This window comes from Malikia spinosa, assembly GCF_002980625.1.
GTDB classification, from domain to species: Bacteria; Pseudomonadota; Gammaproteobacteria; order Burkholderiales; family Burkholderiaceae_C; genus Malikia; species Malikia spinosa.
In genome coordinates this window covers 1-26569 of sequence record NZ_PVLR01000032.1, presented here as the reverse complement: position 1 = coordinate 26569, position 26569 = coordinate 1, and the positions used below count along the sequence as shown (strand labels likewise).

The 26569-nt window shown below is 67.9% G+C and carries 23 protein-coding genes and 1 tRNA gene; 6 read left to right on the top strand and 18 right to left on the bottom strand.

The genetic code is table 11. The annotated features are described in order from the left end of the window. Positions 1-115: 115 nt before the first annotated feature. Positions 116-1648, bottom strand: coding sequence for a sigma-54 interaction domain-containing protein (locus C6P61_RS11590; protein ID WP_105730091.1), 1533 nt, complete (start codon positions 1646-1648; stop codon positions 116-118). A 141-nt stretch (positions 1649-1789) separates the two neighbouring features. Here C6P61_RS11590 and C6P61_RS11585 point away from each other — a divergent pair, with 141 nt between their 5' ends. The 3 genes from C6P61_RS11585 (at position 1790) to C6P61_RS11575 (ending at position 5208) form a co-directional block, all read left to right on the top strand. Continuing rightward, positions 1790-2722: a VTT domain-containing protein gene (locus tag C6P61_RS11585; RefSeq protein WP_105730090.1), complete on the top strand. Its 933-nt coding sequence runs from the start codon at positions 1790-1792 to the stop codon at positions 2720-2722. Between the two features lie 110 nt (positions 2723-2832). After that, positions 2833-2908 (top strand) — tRNA-Gly (locus C6P61_RS11580). 83 nt (positions 2909-2991) lie between these two features. Then, a complete protein-coding gene (locus C6P61_RS11575; protein WP_244908899.1) occupies positions 2992-5208 on the top strand; it encodes an FUSC family protein in 2217 nt (738 codons plus the stop codon). Between the two features lie 15 nt (positions 5209-5223). On the opposite strand, the gene modC is transcribed toward C6P61_RS11575, so the two are convergent. Genes modC through modA form a run of 3 tightly spaced genes read right to left on the bottom strand, consistent with a single transcriptional unit; the run spans position 5224 to position 7737 of the window. Next, on the bottom strand, positions 5224-6309 hold the full coding sequence (gene modC, locus C6P61_RS11570; RefSeq protein ID WP_105730089.1) for a molybdenum ABC transporter ATP-binding protein: 1086 nt from the start codon (positions 6307-6309) through the stop codon (positions 5224-5226). Continuing rightward, on the bottom strand, positions 6306-6989 hold the full coding sequence (gene modB, locus C6P61_RS11565; protein WP_105730088.1) for a molybdate ABC transporter permease subunit: 684 nt from the start codon (positions 6987-6989) through the stop codon (positions 6306-6308). The genes modC and modB overlap by 4 nt, the downstream gene beginning before the upstream one ends. Position 6990: 1 nt before the next feature. Further along, positions 6991-7737 carry a molybdate ABC transporter substrate-binding protein gene (gene modA / locus C6P61_RS17985; protein WP_161124868.1) on the bottom strand — a complete coding sequence of 249 codons (747 nt, stop codon included), beginning with the start codon at positions 7735-7737 and terminating at the stop codon, positions 6991-6993. Positions 7738-7833: 96 nt separating this feature from the next. On the opposite strand from modA, the gene gph reads away from it, so the two are divergent. Further along, positions 7834-8514 carry a phosphoglycolate phosphatase gene (gene gph / locus C6P61_RS11560; RefSeq protein ID WP_342352622.1) on the top strand — a complete coding sequence of 227 codons (681 nt, stop codon included), beginning with the start codon at positions 7834-7836 and terminating at the stop codon, positions 8512-8514. A gap of 81 nt (positions 8515-8595) precedes the next feature. After that, complete coding sequence (locus tag C6P61_RS11555; RefSeq protein WP_202428115.1) at positions 8596-9747, top strand: glycerophosphodiester phosphodiesterase; 1152 nt, start codon at positions 8596-8598, stop codon at positions 9745-9747. A gap of 37 nt (positions 9748-9784) precedes the next feature. On the opposite strand, the gene C6P61_RS11550 is transcribed toward C6P61_RS11555, so the two are convergent. The 5 genes from C6P61_RS11550 to C6P61_RS11525 form a co-directional block, all read right to left on the bottom strand. Continuing rightward, entirely contained in the window at positions 9785-10693 is a 909-nt protein-coding gene (locus tag C6P61_RS11550; protein WP_105730085.1) for a phosphoribosylaminoimidazolesuccinocarboxamide synthase, read from the bottom strand. A 350-nt stretch (positions 10694-11043) separates the two neighbouring features. Beyond that, positions 11044-12366 carry a leucine-rich repeat-containing protein kinase family protein gene (locus C6P61_RS11540; RefSeq protein WP_105730115.1) on the bottom strand — a complete coding sequence of 441 codons (1323 nt, stop codon included), beginning with the start codon at positions 12364-12366 and terminating at the stop codon, positions 11044-11046. After that, complete coding sequence (fba, locus tag C6P61_RS11535; RefSeq protein WP_105730083.1) at positions 12363-13427, bottom strand: class II fructose-bisphosphate aldolase; 1065 nt, start codon at positions 13425-13427, stop codon at positions 12363-12365. Before fba ends, C6P61_RS11540 begins: the two co-directional genes overlap by 4 nt. Before the next feature lie 233 nt (positions 13428-13660). Then, a complete protein-coding gene (locus C6P61_RS11530) occupies positions 13661-14302 on the bottom strand; it encodes a DsbA family protein (protein ID WP_105730082.1) in 642 nt (213 codons plus the stop codon). A gap of 23 nt (positions 14303-14325) precedes the next feature. After that, complete coding sequence (locus C6P61_RS11525) at positions 14326-15204, bottom strand: MBL fold metallo-hydrolase (protein ID WP_202428116.1); 879 nt, start codon at positions 15202-15204, stop codon at positions 14326-14328. A 114-nt stretch (positions 15205-15318) separates the two neighbouring features. On the opposite strand from C6P61_RS11525, the gene C6P61_RS11520 reads away from it, so the two are divergent. Then, positions 15319-16239, top strand: a complete 921-nt coding sequence (locus C6P61_RS11520; protein WP_105730081.1) for a LysR family transcriptional regulator — start codon at positions 15319-15321, stop codon at positions 16237-16239. Positions 16240-16461: 222 nt separating this feature from the next. On the opposite strand, the gene pyk is transcribed toward C6P61_RS11520, so the two are convergent. From pyk to C6P61_RS11475, 9 genes are all read right to left on the bottom strand, one after another. Next, positions 16462-17892: a pyruvate kinase gene (gene pyk / locus C6P61_RS11515; RefSeq protein WP_105730080.1), complete on the bottom strand. Its 1431-nt coding sequence runs from the start codon at positions 17890-17892 to the stop codon at positions 16462-16464. 148 nt (positions 17893-18040) lie between these two features. Further along, positions 18041-19048 carry an NAD-dependent epimerase gene (locus tag C6P61_RS11510; protein WP_105730079.1) on the bottom strand — a complete coding sequence of 336 codons (1008 nt, stop codon included), beginning with the start codon at positions 19046-19048 and terminating at the stop codon, positions 18041-18043. Continuing rightward, on the bottom strand, positions 19045-19761 hold the full coding sequence (locus C6P61_RS11505) for a phosphatase PAP2 family protein (protein ID WP_105730078.1): 717 nt from the start codon (positions 19759-19761) through the stop codon (positions 19045-19047). Before C6P61_RS11505 ends, C6P61_RS11510 begins: the two co-directional genes overlap by 4 nt. Then, complete coding sequence (locus C6P61_RS11500; RefSeq protein ID WP_105730077.1) at positions 19758-21323, bottom strand: ArnT family glycosyltransferase; 1566 nt, start codon at positions 21321-21323, stop codon at positions 19758-19760. Before C6P61_RS11500 ends, C6P61_RS11505 begins: the two co-directional genes overlap by 4 nt. Further along, the gene (locus C6P61_RS11495) at positions 21320-22891 is read right to left on the bottom strand and encodes an ArnT family glycosyltransferase (protein WP_211296972.1); all 1572 of its coding nucleotides are present in this window, start codon (positions 22889-22891) and stop codon (positions 21320-21322) included. Before C6P61_RS11495 ends, C6P61_RS11500 begins: the two co-directional genes overlap by 4 nt. Further along, positions 22860-23888: a glycosyltransferase family 2 protein gene (locus C6P61_RS11490; RefSeq protein ID WP_105730075.1), complete on the bottom strand. Its 1029-nt coding sequence runs from the start codon at positions 23886-23888 to the stop codon at positions 22860-22862. Before C6P61_RS11490 ends, C6P61_RS11495 begins: the two co-directional genes overlap by 32 nt. 19 nt (positions 23889-23907) lie before the next feature. Further along, on the bottom strand, positions 23908-24843 hold the full coding sequence (locus tag C6P61_RS11485; protein WP_105730074.1) for a lysylphosphatidylglycerol synthase domain-containing protein: 936 nt from the start codon (positions 24841-24843) through the stop codon (positions 23908-23910). 41 nt (positions 24844-24884) lie between these two features. Then, on the bottom strand, positions 24885-25709 hold the full coding sequence (locus C6P61_RS11480; protein ID WP_105730113.1) for a phosphatase PAP2 family protein: 825 nt from the start codon (positions 25707-25709) through the stop codon (positions 24885-24887). Between the two features lie 72 nt (positions 25710-25781). Continuing rightward, a partial coding sequence (locus C6P61_RS11475; protein WP_105730073.1) for a nucleotide sugar dehydrogenase occupies positions 25782-26569 on the bottom strand: 788 nt, incomplete at its 5' end.

Genomic DNA, 26569 nt, shown 5'->3' with positions numbered 1-26569 from the left:
CGATTGGCGTTCCCTGGGCAACAGGGCTGGGTCTGGGCAACAGGATCGGGACCGCCTGGATAAAGTGTTCAATTTGCAGACGGTTGGAGTGCCTGAAATTCAGACAGTTGTCTGATTACTTGTCAGGGTTTTCCAGGCGCGCGTACAAGGTCGCACGCGAAATGCCCAGTTGGCGGGCGACCGCTTGCTTGTTGCCGCCATGCGCCTTGAGTGCGGCGGCAATCGCCCGGCGCTCCAAGGACGCCACCTGTTCGGCCAGCGGGCGCAACAAGGCCGTCTCGTCCGCCGCGTCCTCCGGACGGGTGGCCGTACCGTCGGGCAGTAAGCCACAGGCCGCCGGCGCGGCCGGCTCCAGCCCGGCTTCGCGCAGCACATGCTCCAGTTGCGCGGCATCGATCGCCCGCGACTCACTGCCCAGCACCGCCTGTTCCAGCACATTGCGCAGCTCGCGGATATTGCCGCGCCAGGGCTGGGCTACCAGCAGGGCCAGGGCATCGGGCAGCAGCTCGGGCGGCGCGGTGCCGTTGCGCAGCGCCAGGTCTTCGCCCAGCACCTCGACCAGGGCCGGGATGTCGCTGCGCCGCGCCCGCAGCGGCGGTACGCGCAGCGGCAGCACATGCAGGCGGTAGAACAGGTCTTCACGGAACTGGCCGCCCTGCACCATGGCCACCAGGTCGCGCGAGGTGGCGGCCACCAGGCGCACATTGAACGGCACCAACTGGTTCGAGCCCAGCGGCTCGATCTCGCCCTCCTGCAAGGCGCGCAGCAACTTGGCTTGCAGGCTCAGTGGCATGTCGCCGATCTCGTCCAGGAACAGGGTGCCGCCATCGGCCAGCTTGAACTTGCCATCGCGTCGCTTGCGGTCGGCGCCGGTGTAGGCCCCGGGGGCCACGCCAAAGAACTCGGCCTCCAGCAGCGTGTCGGGCACGGCGGCAATGTTCACGCTGACGAACGGCCCGCTGGCGCGCGCCGACGCGGCATGGATCGCATGGGCCAGCAGCTCCTTGCCGGTGCCGGTTTCGCCCAGCAGCAGCACCGGACTGGCGGACTGGGCGGCGCGGCGGGCCTGGCGCTTGACTTCGGTGGCGGCGGCGCTCGAACCGACAAAGCTGGCGAAGGTGTACTTGGCTCGGCGTTCCCCCGTTCCTGCACCGGCCAGCGAGTGGCCCCGCTGCAATACCAGCTCACGGCGGGCCTCATCCAGGTCGCGCTGCAGCAGGGCAAACTTGCTGATCAAGGGTTGCAGCGTGGTTTTGGGCTGATCGAACAGCACGATGCCAATCGCACCGATCACCTGCTGGGCTTCATCGCGCAAGGGAATGCGGCTGACGACGAAGGTGCCGGCCCGGTTGTCAAGCAGGTCCAGCAGCACGGGCTCGCCCGTCTCCAGCACGCGGCGCATCTGGGTGTTTGGGATCACCTCCTCGACCATCCGGCCCAGGAACTGGCTCAGCGAGGAGAAACCCAGGCTGGGCAAGAAGCGCTGGTAGCCCTCGTTCACCCATACGATACGGCCTTTGCGGTTCACCAGGAACATGCCTTGGCTGACGCTGGAGAACAGGTGGAACATGGACTGGGCGGCCAATTCCAGAATGTGCTGGGCGTCCAGGGGCAGCGTTGAGCTGTTGTCGTGCAAGGTGGTGGACATGCGAACGATGGTAGCGCCAGCTGGCACCTCACCCGTGGCAGACCTGGGTCGGGCGGCAGAGATTCACGCTGCTTTGCTGGGACTCCAGCCAGCCTTGTATCATGAGGAACAGGCCGGCCAGTTGCGTCGCAGAGCGAATTCATGGATATCAATCAGATCAGCCAGACCCTTCGCGAGGACGCGATCACCGTCGTGTTCGTGAACGTCCTGTTGCAGCAGATCGGCCTGCCGGTGCCGGCTGTGCCGACCCTGTTGCTTGCCGGCAGCCTGGCGGCGACCTCGGGCAGCCTCGGCCAGATCCTGGCGGCGGCGGTCGTTGCCTCGGTGATTGCCGACTGGATCTGGTACCTGACCGGCAAGCTGTTTGGCTACCGGGTGCTGGCCGGTCTGTGCAAGCTCTCGATCAATCCCTCGTCCTGCGTCAGCCTGACCGAGGCGCGCTTCATCCGCTGGGGGGTGTCGTCGCTGGTCGTGGCCAAGTTCATCCCGGGTTTTTCGACCGTGGCGCCGCCGATTGCCGGTGCGATGCGCATGAACCCGCTGGGCTTCCTGCTGGCGGCGGCTGTCGGGTCCGCGCTATGGGCCGGACTCGCGCTCGGCGCCGGCTGGCTGTTGCAGGATGCCGTGCAGTCAGTCATCGCGCTGCTGGACCGTCATGCCAGCTGGCTGTTGTTGCTGGTGCTCGTGTTGCTGGTCAGCGGGATCGGTTGGAAGCTATGGCAGAAATACCGCTTCAGGCAACTCAGCGCCGTGCCGCACATCACGCCAGACGAGCTGATCGCAGCCTTGGCCGGTGCCGAGCCGCCGCTCGTGCTCGACCTGCGCAGCGCCACGATGATCGCCGAGACCGGTCCGATCGATGGCACCCGGGTGGCCGAACATGACTGGCTGCTGGAGGCGGTCGGCGACTGGCCCAAGGAGCGGCCGATCGTGACCCTGTGTGCCTGCCCCGAGGACGCCAGTGCCGTGCAGGCGGCGCGCCAGCTGCAGCAAGCCGGTTATTCATCGGCCAAGCCCCTGAAGGGAGGCTACCAGGCCTGGCTGGCGACCCGGGCGCAGCGCGGTTCAAGCTGATGCCCGTCGGACCCGGTTACGCCCCAGCTGATCCACTGGTCAAGAGATGCGCTGCCTGGCGGCTGTGTAGTCGGGGATTTTCTTCTGCTACAATCACGCCACCAAATTTCGCGGGATTAGCTCAGTTGGTAGAGCGATACCTTGCCAAGGTATAGGTCGAGAGTTCGAGTCTCTTATCCCGCTCCAGATCAAGCCCCAGTGGCTAGGCACAAGCCCCTCCTGTTGATTCAGGCGGGGCTTTTGTTTTGCTGCCGGTTCCCTGGCGTACCATGACTGTCACCATGGACATGATCAGGCAAGCGATGAGCCATCCGCGCCTGCGGGCCGCCGCACGGGTGTTGTTGAGTCCCTATTTTGGCAACGGGGCCATGGCTGCGCTTGGCCTGCTGCTGATTTCCGGTCTGGTTCGGCTCTGGCTCGGGCCGGAAGCGGCTGCCGCCGCTTCGGTCGGCGTGATCGTCTGCATTCCGCCTGACCAGGCCTCGCCCCAGCGCGGCAAGATCTGGCTGCTGCTGCCCTCGGCCATCCTGGGCCTGCCCTTGTTCGCTGCCGTGCAGGCACTGCATGCCTCGCCGCTCTACCTGGGCTTGCTGCTGGTCTCGGCCACCTTTCTGGCCTTCCTGGCCGGTGCCTGGGGCAAGCGGGGCCTGCCGATCGTCATGTCGCTGATGTTCGCGGCCTTGTTCTCGATGGCCATGCCCCGGCAGGCCAGCGTGCTGTTCAACAGTGCCTGCTTCGCGCTCGGCGCTGGCGTCTACCTGGTCTGGGCCACGGTGGCCAATGCCTGGCTGAACCCGTTCTACCGGATGGCGACCCTGGCCAACACCCTGTTCTCGCTGGTGGCGCTGATGCGGTTGCAGGCCAGGCAGTTCCAGCCCCGGGACGAGCCGGCATCGGCGTCCGGCCTGCCGGTCATCGGCGCCGTGCTGCGCCAGCAGGCCCAGCTGGCCGATCAGCTGCAAGCGGCGCGCGACATCCTGCTCGAGTCGCCGCGCACCCCGCGCCGCCAGCAGCTGGTGGCCATGCTGCTGCTGGTCATGGAACTGCGTGACCATCTGCTGGCCTGCGAGCTCGACCTCGACGCGATCCGGGCCCGGCCCGGACATCGATCGGCCTTGCCGCTGCTGTCCCGGGTCATGCAGGATTGCGCCAGTGCGACCGAGCAGGTGGCCGACGCCTTGTTGCGCGGCGATCTGCCGCCGGCCTTCCCGGATCTGGGCCAGCCGCTGGCGCCCTGGCGCCAGGTCGACTGTGCCGCCGATCACGCCCGCGAAGCGTCCGATGCCCTGCCGGCGGCGCTGACACTGAGCCTGGCCAACCGGGTCGCCAATCTGAGCGATGATGTCTTGCGCCTGATCGAGCTCGGGCGTGGCCAGGCAGCGCCGAACCTGGCAGCGGTCCGCACCGCCTGGCAGTTGTTCGTGAGTCCCACCTACTGGAGCTGGCGGCCTCTGGCCTCGCTCTGGCGCTGGAACGCACCCTCGCTGCGGCATGCGATCCGGGCCAGCCTGGCGCTGGGCTCGGCCTATGCCCTGGCGCAGGTCCTGCCCTGGGGCACGCATGATTACTGGATCCTGTTGACGATTGTCGTCGTGCTGCGCGGCAGCCTGGCCCAGACCCTGGAGCGCCGCAACCACCGCGTGCTGGGCACCTTGATCGGTTGCCTGCTGTCGGCTGCGCTGCTGTCGGCCCATCTGTCGGCGCTGCAGCTGCTGCTGGTCCTGACGCTGGCCCAGGCCTGCGCCCATGCCTTCGCGGCCAGGCGCTATCTGGTCACTGCCGTGGCGGCCACGCTGCTCGGGTTGGTCCAGGCCCATATGCTCAATGCCGGAGCCTCGCCGGTGTTCGACGTGATCGAGCGCATGGCCGACACGCTGATCGGGGTCGGCTTTGCCTGGCTGTATAGCTATTTCCTGCCGTCCTGGGAACGCCAGGCCATGCCATCGCTGCTGAACCGGACGTTGAAGGCGCAGGCCCGCCATGCCGAGGTCGCGCTCGGACTGGGCCAGCTGCAGGCGATAGACAACGCGCCCGAGATCGAATGGCGGCTGGCCCGCCGCGAGGCCCATGACAGCCTGTCCGCACTGATGCAGGCGATCCAGCGCTCGCTGTCCGAGCCGCGCGCCGTCAGGCCGCCGCTGGAGCCGCTGGAGCGCTTGCTGGCCTACAGCTACCAGCTGCTGGCCCAGTTGACGGCGGTCAAGACGATGCTGGTCCAGCATCGGGACCGGATCGACCTGCTGCCGTTGCAGCCGCCGCTGGCGCAGGCGGTCGATGCGATCGGGACCGTCCTGACCCAACCCGAGGTGGCCAGCTTGCCCGCAGACGCCTTGCCCTTGGCCGAGCTCCCGTCGTTCGTGGCGCCGCTCGACGATGCCCTGGAGCCCTGGTTGCTCAGGCGGCTGCAGCTCGCGACCGCGGTGTCGGGCCGGGTCCGGGCCGAGGCCGACCAGGTCCTGGCGGCGCTGGCCCAGTCGCGCCAGTAAGGCCTCTGGCCGGCCTTATTGCACCACGGCCACCGACTTCACCTGCACCCAGACGATGCTGCTCGGCTGCAAGTGCAGCAGGGCCTGGGCGCGCCGGGTGATGCGCGCCAGCAGCACCGCCTCGCCGCAACGCACGCGCACCAGCACCTGCGACGGATGGGCATCGGGGGCGATCGAATCGATCCGTCCCGGCAGATGGTTCTGGATGCTGGTGTGATGCGGTTCGGTGGTCGTCAGGCTCACGTCGCGCGCCAGCACGCGCAGCCGCACGGTCTGCCCGACGGGGATGTCGCGGTCGCGCACCCAGAGCTCGCCGCCCTCGAACGCCACCCGGGCCAGCTGCCAGTCGCCATCGCGTTCGGCGATCTGGCCTTGCAGCAGCACGCCTGCGTCCTCACCGACCACGACCGGGCTCTGCAGCGAGTCCAGCACCTGCTGCACCGGACCGACTGCCTGCACCTGCCCGCGCGCGAGCACCACCAGATGGTCGGCCAGCCGCGCCAGCTCGTCGGCAGAATGGGTGACATAGAGCATCGGAATGCTGAGCTCGTCGCGCAGGCGTTCGAGCCAGGGCATGATCTCGAGCCGGCGCGCCAGGTCGAGCGCGGCCATCGGTTCGTCGAGCAGCAGCACCCGCGGCGCCGTGGCCAGCGCGCGCGCGATCGCGACCCGCTGGCGCTCGCCGCCCGAGAGTTGGGCCGGCCGGCGCCGCAGCAGCTCGGCGATGCCCAGCAGCTCGATCGCCGCTTGCAGCTGCTGCCTGGCTTGCGGCGTGCGCGCGCGCTTGACGCCGTAATCGAGGTTGCCCTGCACGTCCAGATGCTCGAACAGGCTGGCTTCCTGGAACACATAGCCCAGCGCGCGCCGGTGGGTCGGCAGGAACAGGCCGGTTGCATCGTCCTGCCAGACCTCGCCAGCGATGGCGACATGGGCCTGTTGCGCCCGCTCCAGCCCGGCGACGCAGCGCAGCAGGCTGGTCTTGCCCGAGCCGGAGGCCCCGAACAGCACCGTGATGCCGCGCGCGGGCAATTGCAGGTCGACCTGCAGCGCGAAATCGGCCCGTGGCAGCGTGAGCCGGATCTGCAGCGCCGGCTCGCTCATGGCAGTCCCGGGCCGCGCTGGCGCTTGAGCAGCGCCAGGCTCAGCAGCACCACGAAGGAGAACAGCACCATGGCGCCGGCCAGCCAGTGCGCCTGGGCATATTCCATCGCCTCGACATGGCCGTAGATCTGGGTCGACACCACCCGGGTCTGGCCCGGGATGTTGCCGCCTATCATCAGCACGACGCCGAACTCGCCGACCGTGTGCGCGAAGCTCAGGATCGCCGCCGTGACCAGCCCGGTCCGCGCCTGCGGCAGCGCGACCGTGAAGAAGGCGTCCAGCGGGCGCGCGCGCAGCGTGGCGGCGACTTCCATCGCACGCTGGCCCTGGGCCTCGAAGGCATGTTGCAGCGGCTGCACCGCGAACGGCAGCGAGAAGATGACCGAGCCGATCAGCAGACCCGTGAAGCTGAACGACAGCAAGCCCCAGCCGAGCGCCTGCGTCAGCTGGCCCAGCGGGCCGTGCGGACCCATTGCCAGCAGCAGGTAGAAGCCCAGCACCGAGGGTGGTAGCACCAGCGGCAGCGTCACCAGCGCGCTGATCGGGGCGCGCCAGCGCGAGCCGGTCCGCGCCAGCCACCAGGCCAGCGGCGTCGCGATCAGCAGCAGCAGCACCGTGGTCAGCGTTGCGAGCTTGAGCGTGAGCCAGATCGCCTGCAGGGCAGCCGGGTCGAAAGGCATGTCAGAACTCGTAGCCGTGGGCGCGGATGATGGCGCGCGCCTTGTCGCCTTGCAGGTAGCGCAGCAGCGCCGCGGCAGCCGGATTGTCCTTGCCCTGCGTCAGCAGCAGGGCATCCTGCCGGATCGGGCGGTGCAGCCAGGCCGGCAGGACCCAGGCCGAGCCCGCGCGCAATCGGCCGTCGGCATGGACCTGCGACAGGGCCAGCAGGCCGAGCTGGGCATTGCCGCTGGCGACGAACTGGTAGGCCTGGGCGATGTTCTCGCCCTGCACGAACTTGGCTTGCAGGTCCTGCAGCAGGCCGAGCCGGGTCAGGCTTTCGATCGCGGCGGCGCCATAGGGGGCGAGTTTCGGGTCGGCCAGGGCCAGTTTGTCGAAGCGGCCCTGCCTGAGTACCAGGCCTTGATCGTCGACCAGGCCGGGCTGCGGACTCCAGAGCACGAGCCGGCCGATCGCGTAGGTGAAGCGGCTGCCGGCCACCCCCAGGCCTTCACGCTCGAGCCGGGCCGGGGTCTCGTCGTCCGCAGCCAGCAGCAGCTGGAACGGCGCGCCTTGCTGGATCTGGGCGTAGAAGCGGCCGGTCGAGCCGAAGGCCAGCCGGGCCTGGTGGCCGCTGTCCTGCTCGAACGCGGCGGCGATCTTCTGCATCGGCGCCGTGAAGTTGGCGGCCACGGCCACGGAGACCTCGGCTGCCTGGGTCGGCAGCACCAATCCCAGTGCACAAAAGCAGGCCGCGAGCATTCGCTTCATGAAAAATCTTACTATCTGTCTGATGGATGGAGAAAGTGTACGGCCTTGCCCGGCCCGAGCGATCACCAGCCACCGATCCACCGCCACTGCCTGACCATGACAAGCGCCAGCCACCTGCCTCCCGACCTTCCATCCGGCCTCGACGCCGCCATCATCGACCTCGACGGCACCATGATCGACACGCTGGGCGACTTCGTCGCCGTGCTGGGCCTGACGCTGGACGAGCTTGGCCTGCCGCGCGTGGAGCGCGCCTTCGTCGAGCGCACCGTCGGCAAGGGCAGCGAGCACCTGATCCGCCAGACCCTGGCCGCGGTCGGTGGCGACCCGGCGCGCTACGAGCTGGCCTGGGCTGCCTACCAGCGCCATTACCTGGGCATCAACGGGGAGTTTGCCGCGGTCTTCGCTGGCGTGGTCGAGGGCCTGCAGTCGCTGCGCGACGCCGGCCTGCGCCTGGCCTGCCTGACCAACAAGCCGCTGGCCTTCGCGCGGCCGTTGCTGGCGGCCAAGGGGCTGGACGGCTATTTCGAGTTCGTCTTCGGCGGCGACTCGTTCGCGCGCAAGAAGCCCGATCCGCTGCCGCTGCTGGAGACCTGCCGGGCGCTCGGTACCCTGCCGGCGCGCACGCTGATGGTCGGCGACTCGCGCAACGATGCCGAGGCGGCGCATGCGGCCGGCTGCCCGGTCGCGCTCGTGAGCTATGGCTACAACCATGGCGAGCCGATCCGCGCCGTGCCGGCAGCGGCCTATCTGGACCGGATCGGCCAGCTGCTGGGCTGATTCACGAGATCTTCATTGAGCGATCACCGGGGCTTCACGGGGCCGGCCTAGATTGGGCGGTTTCCCCCCAGAGAAGCCCTCATGACCCAATCCACCCTCCTCATGCCCACGACGCTGGCCCTGGCCGCCGTGCTCTCCCTGGCTGGCTGCAACGACAGCGAAGACAGCTATATGCCGCCCACGCCGACGGTGATTGCACACCGCGGTGCCTCGGCGCTGCGTCCCGAGCACACGCTGGCGGCCTATCAGAAGGCGATCGACGACGGTGCCGACATCATCGAACCCGATCTGGTCATCACCAAGGATGGCGTGCTGGTCGACCGGCACGAGAACGCCATCGCGATCCTCAACGCCGACGGCTCGGTCAAGGAAGCCACCACCAACGTCGCCGAGCTGCCGCAGTTCGCCTCGCGCAAGACCACCAAGGTCGTCGATGGCACCAGCATCACCGGCTGGTTCACCGAAGACTTCACGCTGGCCGAACTCAAGACCCTGCGCGCGCGCGAGCGCATCCCGGCAATTCGTCCCGCCAACACCCAGTACAACGACCAGTTCGAGGTGCCGACGCTGCAGGAGGTCATCGACCTGGCCAAGGCCCAGTCCGCCGCCAAGGGCCGCGTGATCGCGATCGAGCCGGAAACCAAGCACCCGACCTATTTCAAGTCGATCGGCCTGCCGCTGGAAAAGCCGCTGCTGGCCACGCTCGAGAAGAACGGCTGGAACCACCGCGGCGCTCCGGTGTTCGTGCAGTCGTTCGAGGTCGGCAACCTGAAGGAAATCAGCAAGCTCAGCACGGTCCGCCTGGCACAGCTGATCAACGGCAGCGGTCGTCCCTACGACTTCGTGGCTGAAGGTGCATCCAACACCCGCAGCTATGCCGACATGGTGACCCCAGCCGGCCTGAAGGAAATCGCCAGCTATGCCTATGCCGTGGGCCCGTACAAGGAGTGGATCATTCCCTTCGTGCGCGTGAACGGCGTGGCGACCGAGCTCGGCGCACCGACCAGCTTCGTCAAGGACGCGCATGCCGCCGGTCTCGTGGTCCATACCTGGACCCTGCGCCCGGAAAACAGCTTCCTGCCGGCCAGCCTCAAGGGCGCCCCGACCAGCGATGCCAGCGCACGCGGCAACAGCATCGCCGAAATCCAGGCCTACCTGAAGACCGGCATCGATGGCTTCTTCACCGACGACTCGGCCGTCGGCCGCGCCGCCGTGAACAGCTTCAAGCCCTGAAGCAGACAAGCTGGCGGCCACCCGGACCGCCAGCGGTTCAGCCCAGCACGCGCTGCAGCGCTTCCTGGTACTTGGCGGCGGTCTGGGTGATGACTTCCTGCGGCAGGCGTGGCGCCGGTGCGGTCTTGTTCCAGAGCTGGCCGTTGACGGTCGCGGTCTCGAGCCAGTCGCGCAGGAACTGCTTGTCGAAGCTCGGCGGGTTGCTGCCCTCGACATAGCTGTCGGCCGGCCAGTAGCGCGAGCTGTCCGGGGTCAGCACCTCGTCCATCAGCACCAGGGTGCCGTCGGCATCGAGGCCGAACTCGAACTTGGTGTCGGCGATGATGATGCCCTTGGTCAGCGCAAATTCGGCCGCAGCCTGGTAGAGCCGGATCGAGGTGTCGCGGATCTGCGCGGCCAACTCGGGGCCGATCATCTCGACCGTCTTCTCGAAGGTGATGTTCTCGTCATGCTCGCCGACCTCGGCCTTGGCGGCCGGGGTGTAGATCGGCTCGGGCAGCTTGGAGGCGTTCTGCAGGCCTTCGGGCAGGGCCACGCCGCAGACCGAGCGGCTGTCCTGGTATTCCTTCCAGCCGCTGCCGGCCAGGTAGCCGCGCACCACGGCCTCGACCGGGATCGGCTTCAGGCGCTTGACCAGCATCGAGCGGCCCGCGACCTGGGGCGCTTCCTCGGCGCTGACGACGCTGGTCGGGTCCTGGCCGGTCAGGTGGATCGGGCAGATGTTCTGGCCGTTCGGGCCCAGCAAGTCGAACCAGAACAGGCTCAGGCGGGTCAGCAGCTCACCCTTGCCAGGAATCGGCTCGCCCATGATGACGTCGAAGGCGCTGATGCGGTCGGAGGCGACCATCAGGATGCGGTCGTCGCCCACGGCGTAGTTGTCGCGCACCTTGCCGCGTGCGAGCAAGGGCAGGGACTTGAGGGCGGAGGTGTGGAGTGCGTGGGTCATGGACAGAGCGGGCCAGGATCAAATATTCGATTATCGCAAGTCTTGCGTTTTGCGCCCAGCCAAGCTAGGCCTGTTGCTGCCAGCCTGGCAATGACTGTCAGTGGCCATACCATGAATAATGTGATTAATTTGAATCTATTGAAAAAATGAAATGAAATTGCTGGCGAATCAAAAGGATTTGTAGTAAATTTGCAGCCGGGATTCGTCCCCGTCGCTCACCTCCCTGGCGACGAGCCGCAAGGCTTTCCAAGCCCCCTCGTGGGGCTCTTTTTTTGTCCACGCTATGTCGGCTGGCGCTTGGACGTGCAGGGTGGGGGTATTGCTGAGCCTGTGCCGGGGCGCGGCGGTCACTACCGCTGAGTCAGTGCTGCGACCAGGGTCTTGAAGTCGGGCCGGCTGGTTGGCAGCGGGTCCAGGCAGGCGTCGCGCAATGCGGTCAGTCGGGCCAGCAGCAGGTCGTCGCCTGCGGCGGGGACTGTGCGTTCCAGCAGTTCCTCCAGCAGGCAGCCGAAGGCGCGCACTTCGAGCTTTTGCAGTCCCGCTGCCAGAGGCGCTGGCAAGCCGCTCAGCAGGGTAGCGGCGCCAAAGTCGCCCAGCAGCGCCTGGCCGCTGCCGTCATGCAGGATGTTGTGGCCATAGAAGTCGCCATGCAGCACGCCGCGGGCGTGCAGATGGGCCAGGGTCGAGGCCATGCTGCTGGCCAGCTTGAGCGCGATCGCCGGGCTCCAGCGGCTGTCGGCAGGGTAGATGTCGCGCGTGCAGGAGTCCAGGCTGGGCGGACCGGCCAGGCTGCGGAATTGCGCGCTGACCAGCGCCATCACCAGACCTTGGCCGGCTTGCGGATGGCCTTCGATCCGGCCTAGCAGCGGAATCAGGTGCGGATGGTCGCCGCCCGCGAGGCAGGCAGCCATTTCGGATTCCGGCAGTCCGTCGCTGGTCATCTCGCCCTTGAACAGCTTGACGGCCACCTGCCGGGTCGCATCGTCTTGGCGCTGCTCGGCCAGGTGGATCACTCCTGAAGCCCCGGCGCCCAGGATCTGCTGCAGTTGCAGCGATTGCCAGGCTATGGCGGCGATCGGGCTCTGCGTCAGCGTCGCCTGTTCCTGCTCGAGGCAGCAGGGATTGCCGGCATAGGCCAGCCAGGTCAGTCGGGGCAGTTCCAGCAGCCAGGCCGGCAGTTCGGTCAGGCGGTTGGCGGCAATCCGCAGCAGTTCGAGGTTGTGGCAGGCTGCCAGTTCGGCCGGCAGCGCCTGCAGCCGGTTGCCGGCCAGCGCGAGTTTCTGCAGCCGGGCGCAGCGGCCGATCTCGGGCGGCAGCGCTTCGATCTGGTTGTCGGTCAGTATCAGCCAGCGTAGCCGGGGCGGCAGCGCGGCGGCAGGGACCTGCTCGATGCGGCAGGACTTGAAGCCCACCAGTTCGAGCTGTTCGCAGCGGCCCAGCACCGCGGGCAGCTCGGTGAACGGATTGTCCGAGCCAAACAGCACGCGTAGCCGGTGCAGGCGCGGCAGGTCCTCGGGCAGCGCGCTCAGCGCATTGCCCGACAGGTCCAGGATTTCAAGCGAGTCGGCGAGGTCGAAGATCTCGCGCGGGAACTCGGTCAGCCCCGCCCGCAGCGTGAGCCGGCTGGCACCGGCGAGCGCGCCGGCGCGCAGCTGCTCCAGCGTCTGGATCAGTTGACCACCTGGGTCAGCTGGCCGGCGGCGTATTGGGATGCTACGACCTGCAGGCTGTGGCCCTTGATCTTGCCGGCCTGGCCTTCGCAGCCGAATTCGAGGAAGCGCTGCTTGCACAGGGCCTGGGCCGCGGCGCGCGCGGGCTTGAGCCATTCGCGGGCGTCGAACTTGTCCGGGTTCTCGAACAGGAACTTGCGCACGGCACCGGTCATCGCGAGGCGGATGTCGGTGTCGATGTTGATCTTGCGCACGCCGTACTTGATCGCTTCCTGGATTTCCTCGACCGGCACGCCGTAGGTTTCCTTCATCTGACCGCCGTACTGGTTGATGATCGCCAGCAGGTCCTGCGGCACGCTCGACGAGCCGTGCATCACGAGGTGGGTGTTGGGGATGCGGGCGTGGATTTCCTTCACGCGCGAGATCGCCAGGATGTCGCCGGTGGGCTTGCGGCTGAACTTGTAGGCGCCGTGGCTGGTGCCGATCGCGATCGCGAGCGCGTCGAGCTGGGTCGCCTGGACGAACTGGGCCGCTTCCTCGGGGTCGGTCAGCATCTGGCTGTGGTCGAGCTTGCCGACCGCGCCGATGCCGTCTTCCTCGCCGGCTTCACCGGTTTCCAGGTTGCCCAGGCAGCCGAGTTCGCCCTCGACCGAGACGCCGAGCTTGTGCGCCAGCTCGACCACGCGGCGCGTGACGTCGACGTTGTACTCGAAGCTGGCCGGGGTCTTGCCGTCTTCCATCAGCGAGCCGTCCATCATGACCGAGGAGAAGCCCAGGTCGATCGCGCCCTGGCAGATCGCCGGGCTCTGGCCGTGGTCCTGGTGCATGACCAGCGGGATGGTCGGATAGGCCTCGACCGCTGCCTGGATCAGGTGCTTGATGAAATGCTCGCCCGCGTACTTGCGCGCACCGGCGCTGGCCTGCAGGATCACCGGAGCGCCGACTTCCTTCGCCGCCTCCATGACGGCCTGGAACTGTTCCAGGTTGTTGACGTTGAAGGCCGGAATGCCGTAGCCGTTGGCAGCAGCATGGTCCAGCAGTTCGCGCATCGAGACGAGAGCCATGGGGATTTTCCTGTGGAGTTTGAAAAGCGGGGCCTAGTGACCGGGAGTTTTCCGGGCAGGTCTATCCATCCATTCTAGCGTCGCAGAGCTATCAGCCCATGACATGCCGCAGGCCTGTAAGGCCTCCTGATCGCGGGCCGTTCCTGTCGTTTCGGCACGGCATGGTGTGCCTCCTGGTCGAACGACCATCATGCGTCTTGGCTGGCTCACAGCATGAGCCTGTCGCGTTGGCGTCAAACCAGGAGCGCGTCCAGCTTGTCGTTCAGCATGCTCAAGGACGTGCCAGTCGCGCGGAGCGGGTGCACGCTGTCGCCGTCAACGAAGAGCAGCGTCGGATAAGACGTCACACCCAATTGACGGGCCAACGTGAAGTCGGCTTGCGCCTGCGCTTGGCCTGCGCCGCTCTTCAGGTCGCGCAGCACGGCGGCCTCGTCCAGACCATTGGCCGCTGCGATACCGGCAATCGTGGCCGGGTCCGACAGACTGAGGCCTCGGTCGTAGCACGCGGCTTGCAGTTCATGGGCCCAGTGCACAGCCCTTGTCGGCGCGTGCGCACGAAGCACTGCCAGTCCGGCGCCGGCGTCCACCGAGTCCATCACCAGATGGCCGTCCTTGAGCAAGCCGTTGTACGCATCGCCAAAGACGGCGCCGGTCAGGCGGGCGATGTGGGCATTGGCCTCGGGGATGTGAGGATAGGCGGCGATGGGCTTGGCCCGCTCGCCGACGAACAAGCCGCCACTGATGGCCGTGAAGGGCACCCGGTGGCGGTTGGCGGCCTCGAACTCGCCCAGCCGCTCCGAAAAGCCCCAGCACCAGCCGCAGTAGGCGTCCATGACATAGACGACGGACTTGGGGGGCAGGTTGAAGGCGTTCATGAAGGTTCCTTGCGTGGATGGGGTTACCACTTCATCTCGCCGGTGGCGACCTTGGCACCGATTTCCAAGGCGATGCCCAGGCCTGCGGTCGGATAGGCCGCCTTCATGGCGCCGATGAGCGTGGCGCTGTCGCTGGCTTTCTTCAGCTCGGCGTCCCAGCGCTGCAGGTAGGTCTGCGTAAAGGCGACCTGCGAAGCGTCTTGGGCAGCGCCAGCTGCCGCGTGGCCCGGCACAACGACGGCCGGCTTGAGCGCGGCGATGTCACTCAGCTTCTTGGACCACGCGGCGCGGTCTTCGGCGCTGGCAGCGTCGGCAGTCCAGACGTGCAAGCCGGCGAACACGTTGACACCACCGACCACGGCCTTGATGGAGGGAATCCACACGTAGCTGCGGTGGGGCAGCCGGTCGTCCGTGCCACGGATTTCGAGGGCTTCGTTCTCCAGCGTCAGCGTGTTGCCGACCAGCACCTCGGGCAGGCTGACGGACTTGGGGGCGTTGGCGCCCATCTTCGATGGCCAGAAGCCCAGCTTCGTCGGCAGCGTCGCCTCGATTTTCTTGACGGTGGCAGCGGTCGCGACGACCTTTGCGTCCGGGAAGTACGACTTCAGGATGTCGATGCCGAAGTAGTAGTCCGGGTCCGGCTGGCTGATGTAAATGGTTTTCAGCGTCTTGCGGCTGTCGAGCACCATGGCGGCGATGCGCAGCGCATCGGCACGGGTGAAACCGGCGTCGAACAGCACTGCGTCGGTCTTGCCGGCCACGAGCACGGCATTGACGTTGAAGCTGTCGGCGTCGGCGTGATGGACCTTCAAGGTCAGGGGAGCCGTTTGCGCATTAGCCGCCGTGGTGGACAGGGCAAGAGCGACGGCAGCGAGGCTGGAAACAGTGCGAGCGATGGACATTTCGGTTCTCCTTGGCGGCAGCAACGAGCTGTCGATGAATGAACTTTATTTGCTCTTGCCATGAAGATAAACTTCACTTGTTCGGCATGACTGTCAACTGAATCGAGCAAACATATGGACCGTGTCACCGCAATGCGGGTGTTCGTCGAAATCGTGGACCGCGGCAGCATCAGCGCGGCGGCTGACGCACTGGACATGTCCCGGGCGATGGCGAGCCGCTACCTGGAAGGGCTGGAAAGTTGGCTGGGGGTGCGGCTACTCCATCGCACCACGCGCAAGCTCGCGCTGAGCGATGCTGGCGAGCAAGCGCTGAAGGGCTTCAGGGAGATGGTCGCGCTCGCCGACGACGTCCATGCGCAGGCCAGCCAGCAAGGGGAGGTCCAGGGGCGGCTGCGCATCACATCCTCGCCCTCGTTCGCGCAAGCGCAGCTGACGGCGGCGGTCGTCGACTTCCAGCAGGAATACCCCAAGGTCGAAATCGACCTGATGATGGTCGACCGCACCGTCGACCTGGTGCAGGACCGCATCGACCTGGCCATCCGATTGAGCAACCGCATCGACGATACCCTGGTCGCGCGGCGGCTCGCGGTGTGTCACTCGGTCTTGTGTGCATCACCGTCGTACCTGGCGCGCGCTGGTGTTCCCAAGAAGCCCGAAGACCTGGAGAGGCACCGTTGCGTCGTTCACAGCGCAGGGTTTGCGCCCTCGTACAAGCTGCGACGCGGTGACAGTACCACCACCGTCAGTACGCACGCGGTGCTGACGGCGAACGAAACCTCCATCATTCGTGCTGGAGCGCTGGCGGGAGCGGGTATCGCCATGTTGCCAACCTACTATGTCACGGAGGAACTCGCGCGCAAGCAACTGCGGGTCGTCCTGCCCGAGTACACGGTAGACCCCTTGGACATCCAGGCCGTCTACCTCTCGCGCCGACATCAACCGCAGCCATTGCGCAAGCTCATCGAGTTTCTGGCAGAGCGGTTCGGGGGCGATGTGGCGCCCTGGGACCGGAGGCAGCCTGCCGTGGTCGAGTGAGACGATTCGACGTCTCGTCTTCATTCGCCGCAGGCGGGACTTCGGTTTTTCTATCAAGCAGGTCACAGGCACGGGAACTGGTCCGGCCGGTCGATGTGGATAGCGTGCGACGACATTCATGTCTGCGCGCCATCGTTGTTGTGCTTCGCCGTTTGCAGTTGGGCCAGCGGCACTCACGCCGACTGCACTGACGACCCCTTCAGTCCGGGGTTGGCGCTGGCTTTACTGTGCGCGGCAGATCTTGAGCATGTTGGTGCCGCCCGGCGTGCCCATCGGCTCGCCGCAGGTGATGGCGTAGACATCGCCGCTTTGCACGATGCCGCGATCCTTCAGATGCTGTTCGGCCTGCTGCAGCGCGGTGTCGCGGTCGGCGCTGGTGTCCATCAGCAGCGGGCGTACGTTGCGGTAGAGCGCCATCTTGCGCTGGGCCGACAGCTTGGAGGTCACGGCGTAGATCGGCATCGCGACCTTGTGCCGGCTCATCCAGAGCGCGGTCGAGCCCGAGTCGGTCAGCGCGACGATGGCCTTGGCGCCCAGGTGGCTGGCGGTGAACAGCGCGCCCATCGCGATGGTGTGGTCGATGCGGTCGAAGGTCTTGCCGGTGAAGTCGGCCTCGAGCTCGTAGCTGTCGGCGGCTTCGGCCGCTTCGCAGATCTTGGCCATCTCCTGGATCGTCTGCAGCGGGTATTTGCCGGCGGCGGTCTCGGCGCTCAGCATCACGGCGTCGGTGCCGTCGAGCACCGCGTTGGCGACGTCGCTGACCTCGGCGCGGGTCGGCACCGGGTTGGTGATCATGCTTTCCATCATCTGGGTCGCGGTGATCACGACCTTGTCGTTGGCCAGCGCGAGCTTGATCATGCGCTTTTGCAGTGCCGGCACGGCGGCGTTGCCGACCTCGACCGCCAGGTCACCGCGTGCGACCATGATGCCGTCCGAGACGCGCAGGATGTTCTCGAGCTCGGGGATGGCCTCGGCGCGCTCGATCTTGGCGATCAGGCCCGGCTTGTGGCCGGCCGGTGCCGCGACCTGGCACAGCTGGCGCGCCAGCTCCATGTCGGTGGCGGTCTTCGGGAAGCTGACCGCGACATAGTCGGCCTTCAGGCCCATCGCGGTCTTGATGTCGTCCATGTCCTTGCCGGTCAGCGCCGGCGCGGTCAGGCCGCCGCCCTGCTTGTTGATGCCCTTGTTGTTGGACAGCTCGCCGCCGATCACGACCACCGTGTGCACCGCCTCGCCGGCCACCCGCGTGACTTCGAGCACGATCAGGCCGTCGTTGAGCAGCAGTCGGTCGCCGGCCTTGACATCGCGCGGCAGGTCCTTGTAGTCCAGGCCCACGCCGTCGAGGTCGCCCGGCTCGCTGCGCGCCGCGTCGAGCACGAACGCTGCGCCATCCTCCAGCATCACCTTGCCATCGGCGAACTTGCCGACCCGGATCTTGGGGCCCTGCAGGTCGGCCATGATCGCTACCTCGACGCCGGCACGCTTGGCCGCCGCGCGAACCATCTCGGCGCGGTCGATATGGTCCTGGGCCTTGCCGTGCGAGAAATTCAGCCGCACGACGTTGACGCCGGCACGGATCATCTGTTCGAGCAGGGCGGGATCGCTGGAGGCGGGACCAAGGGTGGCGACGATTTTGGTGGCGCGCTGGGGCATGAGATTCCTTCAGGAAAGCGGCGGGTTTCTTGTCCGTGACATTGCGGTGACTCCGCTATCTCATTATCCGGGACCGATATGACATGCGGGTAACGTTCGGAGTTCAACTTGCGGTTCTTGTTCCGGCATGACCCGGTTCCGCAGCGCCTCAATGGCCGTAGTAGCCGCGGTACCAGTCGACGAAGCGCGCCACGCCGTCCTTCAGCGGCGTCGCTGGCTGGAAGCCGATCCAGTCGCGCAGCGCGCTCGTGTCGGCGAACGTGGCCTCGACGTCGCCGGGCTGGGCCGGCAGCATGCGCTTGTCGGCTTCGCGGCCCACGGCCTGCTCGATCGTGCCGACGAAGTCCATCAGCTGCACCGGGTCGGCGTTGCCGATGTTGAAGACGCGATAGGGCGCGAAGCTGGTCGAGCTGCGCGGTTGCTGGCGGTCGAAGTCCGCGTCGGGTGTGGCGGGCTTGTCGAGAACGCGCAGCGTCGATTCGACGATGTCGTCGACATAGGTGAAGTCGCGCATCTGGCGACCATAGTTGTAGATGTCGATGCCCTGGCCTTCAGTGATCGCCTTGACGAACTTGAACGGTGCCATGTCGGGCCGGCCCCAGGGCCCATAGACCGTGAAGAAGCGCAGGCCGCTGGTCGGCAGCTGGTACAGGTGGCTGTAGGTATGCGCCATCAGCTCGTTGGCCTTCTTGGTCGCGGCGTACAGGCTGACCGGGTGATCGACGGAATGGTCCTCGCTGAACGGCAGCTGGGCATTGGCGCCATAGACGCTCGAGCTGCTGGCATAGGCCAGGTGCTCGACGTTCCAGTGGCGGCAGAGTTCGAGCACGTTCAGGAACGCAACCAGATTGGCCTGGGCATAGGTATGCGGGTGGTCGATCGAATAGCGCACGCCGGGCTGGGCCGCCAGGTGCAGCACGCGCTGCGGCTTCCAGTCGCCCAAGGCGACCTGCACACCTGCGAGGTCGGCCAGGTCCTGTTCGATGAAGCGGAAGTTGGGATAGGCCGCGAGTTGGGCCAGGCGCGCGCGCTTGAGGCTGACCTCGTAATAGGGCGTGATGTTGTCGATGCCGACCACCTCGTCGCCGCGCTGCAGCAGGCGCAGCGCCGCGTGCATGCCGATGAAGCCGGCCGCGCCGGTGAGCAGGATTTTCATGTCGTAGCCTTTTTGGTGTTGATGGGCTGCAGCTTATGCCAGCGCCGCAGGCGCCAGCGGGTCCAGCACGCGCGGATGGCCAGGCTGGTGCCCCACAGCAACAGGCCGCCGAACAGCACGTCGGACAGGAAATGTCCACCCTGGGCAATGCGCAGCGCGCCCAGCAGCAGGCCGGTGCTCCAGCCCGCGATCAGCCAGCGCCGGCGGCTGCGGACCGTGCCCAGCGTGCCGAGCGCGATCAGTGCAAAGCCGGTGCCGGCGTGGCCGCTGACGAAGGAGCAGTTGCGCTGGCATTGCGTCGCCGGTTGCCAGGGCGGGGTGTAGGCGGCTGTTCCGCCGAACTGGCTCACCTGCAGCGGGCGCGCGCGGCCCCAGTGTTCCTTCAGTGCGCCATGTGCCAGCAGTCCGAGCCCGAACACCAGGCCGAGGAACAGGGCGGCGGCTGGCCGGCGCAGCTGGCGCAGTCCAGGCCGACGGCCATAGCTTCCAAGCAGCCAGCCGGCCAGCGAGCCGACCAGCAGCAGCCGGCCGATCCAGGGCACGGTGTGGTGCACCGCCTGCACCCAGGGCTGGTCGTCGACCCAAAAGCCGCTGTCGGGGCGATAGAACCAGGCGCTGACCGGCAGGTCGAGGCCGGGCCAGACGACATAGATCAGCAGCAGCGCCAGCAAGAGCGCCAGCCAGAGTCGGGTTTCGCGGCGGGTGGCGCTCATGGGTGTTGTCCGGTCGGTGTCAGGGTGGCCAGCGCGGTGCCAGGACGCTCCAGCAGCCAGGCCTGCAACCGGACCCGGCCCGATTCGACCGCTGCCAGCGGGCGGGCCAGCGGATAAAGGGCCAGCAGGGCGGCGTCAGGCGTTTCGTCGCCCAGGAAGACCAGTGCTGCCGGTGCGGCCTCGGGGCGCAGCGGCTGCTTCCAGTCGAAATGGTGCCGCACCTGGCCGCCCGGACTCCACGAGCGCAGCTCAGGCTGCAGCGCACGCAGTTCGTAGCCGGTCTGGACCAGCAGGGTGCGGTCGCTGGTGACCCAGGGCAGGTCGCGATGCGGCGCCAGCGCCGGTGCCAGCGCGCCGAGTGCCTCGTGCCAGCCGCGCATACGGCTCCAGATGTCCCAGGCCGGCTTGCCGGCTGCGGCCGGGCGGCCGATCCAGCGCCGCAGGTCGCCGCCTTGCGCGATCGCCGCCGACAGCAGCAGGCCGGCCAGCACCCAGGTCGCCAGTACCTTGCCGGAGATCTTGCTGCGTACCGCCAGCCAGCCTGCTGCCAGGCAGATGCCGAGCAGCGCCGGCAGCGCCCAGTTGACCTGGGCCTTGGCGCGCAGGGCCTGCAGCAGCCCGAGCGCGAGCAGCGGCCAGGCAAAAGCCCAGGCGTAGCCCAGTGCGGACCAGAGCGCGGGCGTTGCGGTCGTCGCAGGCTGGGCGACCGGCTGGTGGCGGCGCTTCCAGGCCAGCGCCAGCACCGCCAGACCGGCCGGGCCGAGCAGCAGCAACTGGCCGAGGCCGAATTCGGCTGCCGAGCCCAGCTTGTGGCCCCAGCCGGCTGCGCGGTCCGCCGCTGAAGCCGCGCCGCCCTGGACCGTGATGTCGAGCGTGTGGTGCAGCGTCGGCCAGCCGTTGTGCATGTTCCAGAACAGGTGCGGCAGCAGCAGCAGGATGGCGATGCCGGCGGCCAGTGCCAGCCCGGCCAGCAGCTGGCCACGCCGGGCCGGCGGACAGCGCCAGAGCAGCCAGAGCGCCGACAGGCTCAAGGCGCCGGCGGTGTACTTGGACAGCAGGCCCAGCCCGAGCGCCAGCCCGGTCAGCGCCCACCAGCGCCAGGCCACAGCGCCCTCGGCATGCGCCGCGCGCCAGCTGCCCCACATCACGAGCGACCAGAACAGCATCAACACCGAGTCGGTGGTGGCGCTCAGGCCCAGCAGCCCGGAAGCCGGTGTCGCGGCCAGCAGCGCGGCGGCGATCAGGCCGGCGCGTTCGCTGCCCATCGCGGCGCCGAGGCGCCAGAGTACGGCCGAGGCGAGCAGCCAGGCCACCATCGTCAGCGCCTTGACGCCGAGCAGGCCGTGGCCGAATAAATCGGTCGAGAGCCGGATCAGCCCGACCAGCAGCGGCGGCTTGGAGAAATAGCCCCAGTCCAGCGGTCGTGACGACCAGTACCAGTATTGCGCCTCGTCGACATGCAGGCCGGCGCCGCTGTGCAGCACCTGCCAGCAGCGCCAGGCCAGCAGCAGCGCCAGACCCAGCGCGACCGCCAGCGCTGGCTTGAGCCGGCTGCCGATCATGGCTGCGGCTCCGTCAGCCGGCGTACCAGCAGCAGGCCGCGCTGCTCGAAAACGACTTCATGCGGGTAGGGGAAATCGCCCAGCCGGTGCCGCTTGACCAGCGCGAGTTCGCCAGCCGCAGGATCACGCTGCGGCGTCGGGATGCCGCGGTAATAGGCAAAGCTGGGCTGGTGCATGCGCCACTGGACCATGGTCTCGCTGCGCCCGCTGGCCCAGACGCCGGCGGCCTTGAACGGCCCCTGCAGCGTGTCGGACAGCCAGGGAATCACCGCGCCGACCCACAGCAGCGCGACCGCCAGCACGGCGGCGCCGTAGCGCTGGCCGAAGTCGAAGCGGCGCAGCAGCAGCGCCGCCAGGGCCAGCACAGCTGCCAGCCCGGTCCAGAGCGGCAGCCAGCCAGCGCCTGGGGCGGTCTCGAACAGGCCACGCACCCAGACATCCTTGACCTGGGGTGCCAGTGCCGGCAGCAGGGTCGGCAGCGCGGCGGCCAGCGCCAGCTGCAAGGCCAGCGCGGACCAGAGCGCGGCGCGGCCGAAGCGGCCGATCGCCCCGAGCTGGCGCGCCATCAGCAGCGCCAGCGGTGCCACGCCATACAGCATGTAGTGCGGCAGCTTGGTGCCCGACGCCGAGAACAGCAGGAAGACGAAGCCGGCCCAGATCAGCAGGAAGCGCGCCAGCGGCTCGCGCCACAGCTCGCGCGCCCGCGCCAGCACGGCCACCAGCAGCGGCGACCAGGGCAGCAGCAGCAGTGGCAGCACGACCAGGTAGTAGGCGAAGCCGCCGCCATGGCCTTCGAGCGTGCCCGAGAAGCGCTCGACGTTGTGCTTCAGGAAGAAGCCGTCGATGAAGGCCTGGCCGTGGCGGTTCAGCGCGTACAGGTACCAGGGCAGCGCGACCGCCAGTGCGATCAGCCAGCCCAGCGGCTCCCAGGCCGCGCGCAGCGCGGTGCGGCCGCGGTCGCTGAACAGCGACCACAGCACCAAGGCGCCACCCGGCACGATCACCGCGACCGGCCCCTTGGCCAGCAGCCCGAGGCCGCACCAGAAATAGGCCCAGCGCAAGGGCTTGCGCGCGCCGCTTTCGGCAAACTGCCACAGCGAGAGCGAAATCGCGACCAGCAGCGCGTTGAGCAGGCCGTCGGCGGTCGAGGCGCGGCCGATCGAGAGCAGGCCCAGGCCGCTGCCCAGCACCAGCGCGGCCAGCGCACCCGTGGGCTGGCCCCAGCGCCGGGCGGCAAAGCGGCCTGCGGCCCAGGTGGAGGCCAGCACGCACAGCGCCGACGGCAGGCGGGTTGCCCACTCGTTGACACCGAAGACCGCCATAGACGCCGCCTGCAGCCAGTAGACCAGGATCGGCTTGTCGAAGCGGTCGGTGCCGTTGAGCGTGGTGTGGCCCCAGTCGCCCGAGCTCAGCAGCTCGCGCGTGGCCTCGGAGAAAGCGCCTTCATCGACATCGAACAGCGGTGCCGCGCCGAGCTGCCACAGATAGAGCAGGACCAGCGCGAGCGCCACGGCCCAGAGCCGGGGTGCCGCCCGCTCAGACGGCTGCATCGGCAGCATCCTGGTCATGCCAGCCCTCTTCGGTGCTGCGCGGGTCCGGTCGCATCACCTGGTAGGAACGCGCACCGGACTGGTCGAAGTAGCTGCGCATCAGGATCTCGGCCAGCACGCCGGTGGTCAGCATCTGCACCCCGGCCAGCACCGAGAAGAAGCCCAGCCAGAGCAGCGGTCGGCCGCCGACATCCTCGCCCAGCAGCTTGAGCACGCCGAGATAGGCCAGCATCAGACCGCCGATCGCGGACAGGATCAGGCCGAAACCGCCGAAGAAATGGCCCGGGCGGGTGCCGAAGCGCAGGAAGTAATGCATCGCCAGCAGATCGACGATGACGCGGAAGGTGCGCGAGATGCCGTACTTGGACTCGCCCATGCGGCGCGCATGGTGCCGCACCGGTTCCTCGGCCATGCGGCCCGGCGAGGTCACGGTGGCCAGCCAGGCCGGGATGAAGCGGTGCATCTCGCCATAGAGGCGGACCTGGCGCAGCACATCGCCGCGGAAGGCCTTCAGGCTGCAGCCCAGATCCTTGAACTCCAGCCCCGAAACCTTGCGGATCAGCCGGTTCGCGATCATCGAGGGCAGCTTGCGCAGCAGGAAACCGTCCTGGCGCTTCTGACGCCAGCCCGCGACCATGTCGAGGTCCTCGTTCAGCAGGCGCGAGACCAGCTTGGGGATGTCGCGCGGGTCGTTCTGCAGGTCGCCATCCATCGTCACGATCACGTCGCCGCGCGCGGTGTCGATGCCGGCCTGCATCGCGGCGGTCTGGCGGAAGTTGCGCCGCAGCTCGACCACATGGACATGGTTGCCGAGTTCGGCGGCGCGCTGGCGCAGCGCGCGCGGTGTGCCGTCGGTGCTGCCATCGTCGACCACGATCAGCTCCCAGGGCTGCGGGTAGTCCTGCAGCGCTTCCTGCACCGCGTCGATCTGCAGCTTGGCGTTGTCTTTCTCGTTGTACATCGGCACCACGACCGACAGACGGTGGGGCGGCAGGAGGAAGGTCGGTTCGGACATGGATAGCAATCTTGTGTTGTCAGGCCGGACCAGGTCCGGAATGGGGCAGGCGCAGGTCGCGGTGACTCCAGCCCAGCAGGCGGGCCAGGACCGACGAGCCGACCGTGACGGCCAGTGCGAGCAGATGCACGACCAGCGCCGCGACGGCGATATCGCTCCAGGCGACTTCGGCTGCGCTGCGGATGGCGGCGATGACGCCCGCCTCGTAGGGGCCGAAGCCGGCCGGTGGTTGCACCGGCAGCGCGGCGGCCAATTCGCCGCCGGCCGCGCCCTTGAGCGCGGCGTCGAAGTCGAGCGGCAGCAGGCTCAGCAGCGGCCAGGCGATGGCGGCGAGTTTAACGACCCAGTTCGACACCGCATAGGCCCAGCTGGCCCAGGCCGGCGCGGGCAGCTTGCGTCCGCTCTCGCCGCTGCGGCGGATCGCGCGCTCCTGCGCGATGAACCAGACCATGGGCAGCAGCCAGACCGCTGCCACCAGCATGGCCAGCAGCAGCAGCAGGCGCAAGGGCCAGTCAAAGGGTGCAAACAAGGCCAGCGCCAGCACCGCCAGCACCGCCATGTCCTGCAGTCGCAGCCGCAGCAGGCTCAAGCCGGCTTGGCGCAGCGGCACGCCGCCCTGGCGGTGCAGCGCCCAGACATAGATCGCTTCGCCGCCGCGCATCGGCACCAGCACGACCCAGGCGCTGTGGCGCACCATCAGCCCCCAGGCCTCGCGCCAGCCCATGCGCAGCTGGCTGCGCCATTCGGCGCGCACCCGGCCTGCGCGCAGCAGATGGCTGGCCGCCATGCCGAGCGCCGACAGCAGCCAGACATGGAGCGGCACGCGCGCGCCGGCCTGCGCCGCCTGCTGCCAGTCGACCTGGCGCAGCATCCAGCCCAGCGCGAGCACGGCCACCAGCGTGACGAGCAGGCTGAGCCAGAGTTTCTTGCCTGATTTCTTGTGTGGTTCGCTCATCGCTGCCTTGTGTCACTGCCTGCTGTCGCTGTCGGCCGCCATCAGCCGTGGCTGCGGCGTTGACCCAGATGGCTGGCCAGCCGCCAGCCGGCGCTGGCCAGCGCGGCCAGGCCGAGCGCCCATTGCAGCGCCTGGACCTCGGGGTAACCTTCGCGTGCCGTGAAGGCGGCCAGCGCGCCGAGCAGCTCGACCGCCAGCGGAATCCAGAGCGACATCCAGCCGCCCTGACGCAGCCAGCCTGACTGCAGTTGCCAGCACAGCGCGGCGACCGCGATGCCGAGGCCGGCGCCGACCAGGATGTCGGCCGGCCAGTGCGCGCCGACCGCGACGCGCGAAAACGCCATCGCCGCACCCAGCGCCCAGGCCAGTGCCTGCAGCCATTGCGGCCGGCCGTCGCGGCGCAGCAGGCAGACCCAGAGCGTCGCGATGCTGAACGCGGCCAGCGCGTGACCCGACGGCATGGCCGGGCTGCCCAGCACCGGACTGCCGATGAAATGCAATGCGCCCTCGGGCAGCACCAGTCCCGGCCTGGGTTGGGCGAACCAGTTCTTGAGGACCTGCGCCAGTCCGCCGCCGAGCAGGAAGGCCAGCAGCACGGCCCGGCCGCCTTCGGCCCCGCGGTCAGCCCCGGCCACCAGGATCAAGGCCGACCAGCCAAAGGCCAGCAGCGTCAGCCCGGCCCAGACCGTATCGGGCAGCAGCCCCAGCCCATTGCCCCACAGCATGGCCGCCTGGTTCCAGGGCGAGCCTTGCAGCAGCGCACCGGCCAGCATCAAGGCCAGCGCCAGCCCCCACCAGTGGCGGGGAACAGCCTGTGCAGCCCGGCCTGGGCGGGCGCTGGGCGCCGGTTTCGAGGGAGCGGGCATGGCGGTGCTGGCTGAAAACAAGGGAAATTGATTTTATCCCTTGCCAGCTGTATCAGTTTTTAGCGGATCCCGTCAGTCGCTGCCGAACAGGTCGCGCGTGTAGACCTTCTGGCTCACATCGTCGAGATCAGCGGTCTGGCGATTCGCGACGATCACATCGCAGTCGCGCTTGAAGCGGCCCAGGTCGCGCACCACCTCGGAGCCGAAGAAATCGTCCTGCTCGAGCACCGGTTCGTAGACGATGACCTTGACGCCCTTGGCCTTCAGCCGCTTCATCACGCCCTGCACGCTGCTGGCGCGGAAGTTGTCGCTGCCGGCCTTCATGACCAGGCGGTAGACCCCGACCACCTTGGGTTGGCGGCGCAGGATGTCGTCGGCGATGAAGTCCTTGCGCGTGCTGTTGGCGCTGACGATCGCGCTGATCAGCGTTTGCGGCACATCCTGGTAGTTGGCCAGCAGCTGCTTGGTGTCCTTGGGCAGGCAGTAGCCGCCATAGCCGAAGCTCGGGTTGTTGTAATGGCTGCCGATGCGCGGGTCGAGGCAGACGCCGTCGATGATCTGGCGCGTGTCCAGGCCGTGGCTGGCGGCGTAGCTGTCGAGCTCGTTGAAATAGGCCACGCGCAGCGCCAGGTAGGTGTTGGCGAACAGCTTGATCGCCTCGGCCTCGGTGCTGCCGGTGAACAACAGCGGGATGTCGGTCTTGATCGCGGCGGCCTGCAGCAGGCCGGCAAAGACGCGCGCGCGCTCGGAGTCCTCGCCGACCACGATCCGGCTCGGATACAGGTTGTCGTGCAGCGCCTTGCCCTCGCGCAGGAACTCGGGGCTGAAGATCAGCTGACTCGTGCCGTACTGGGCGCGCG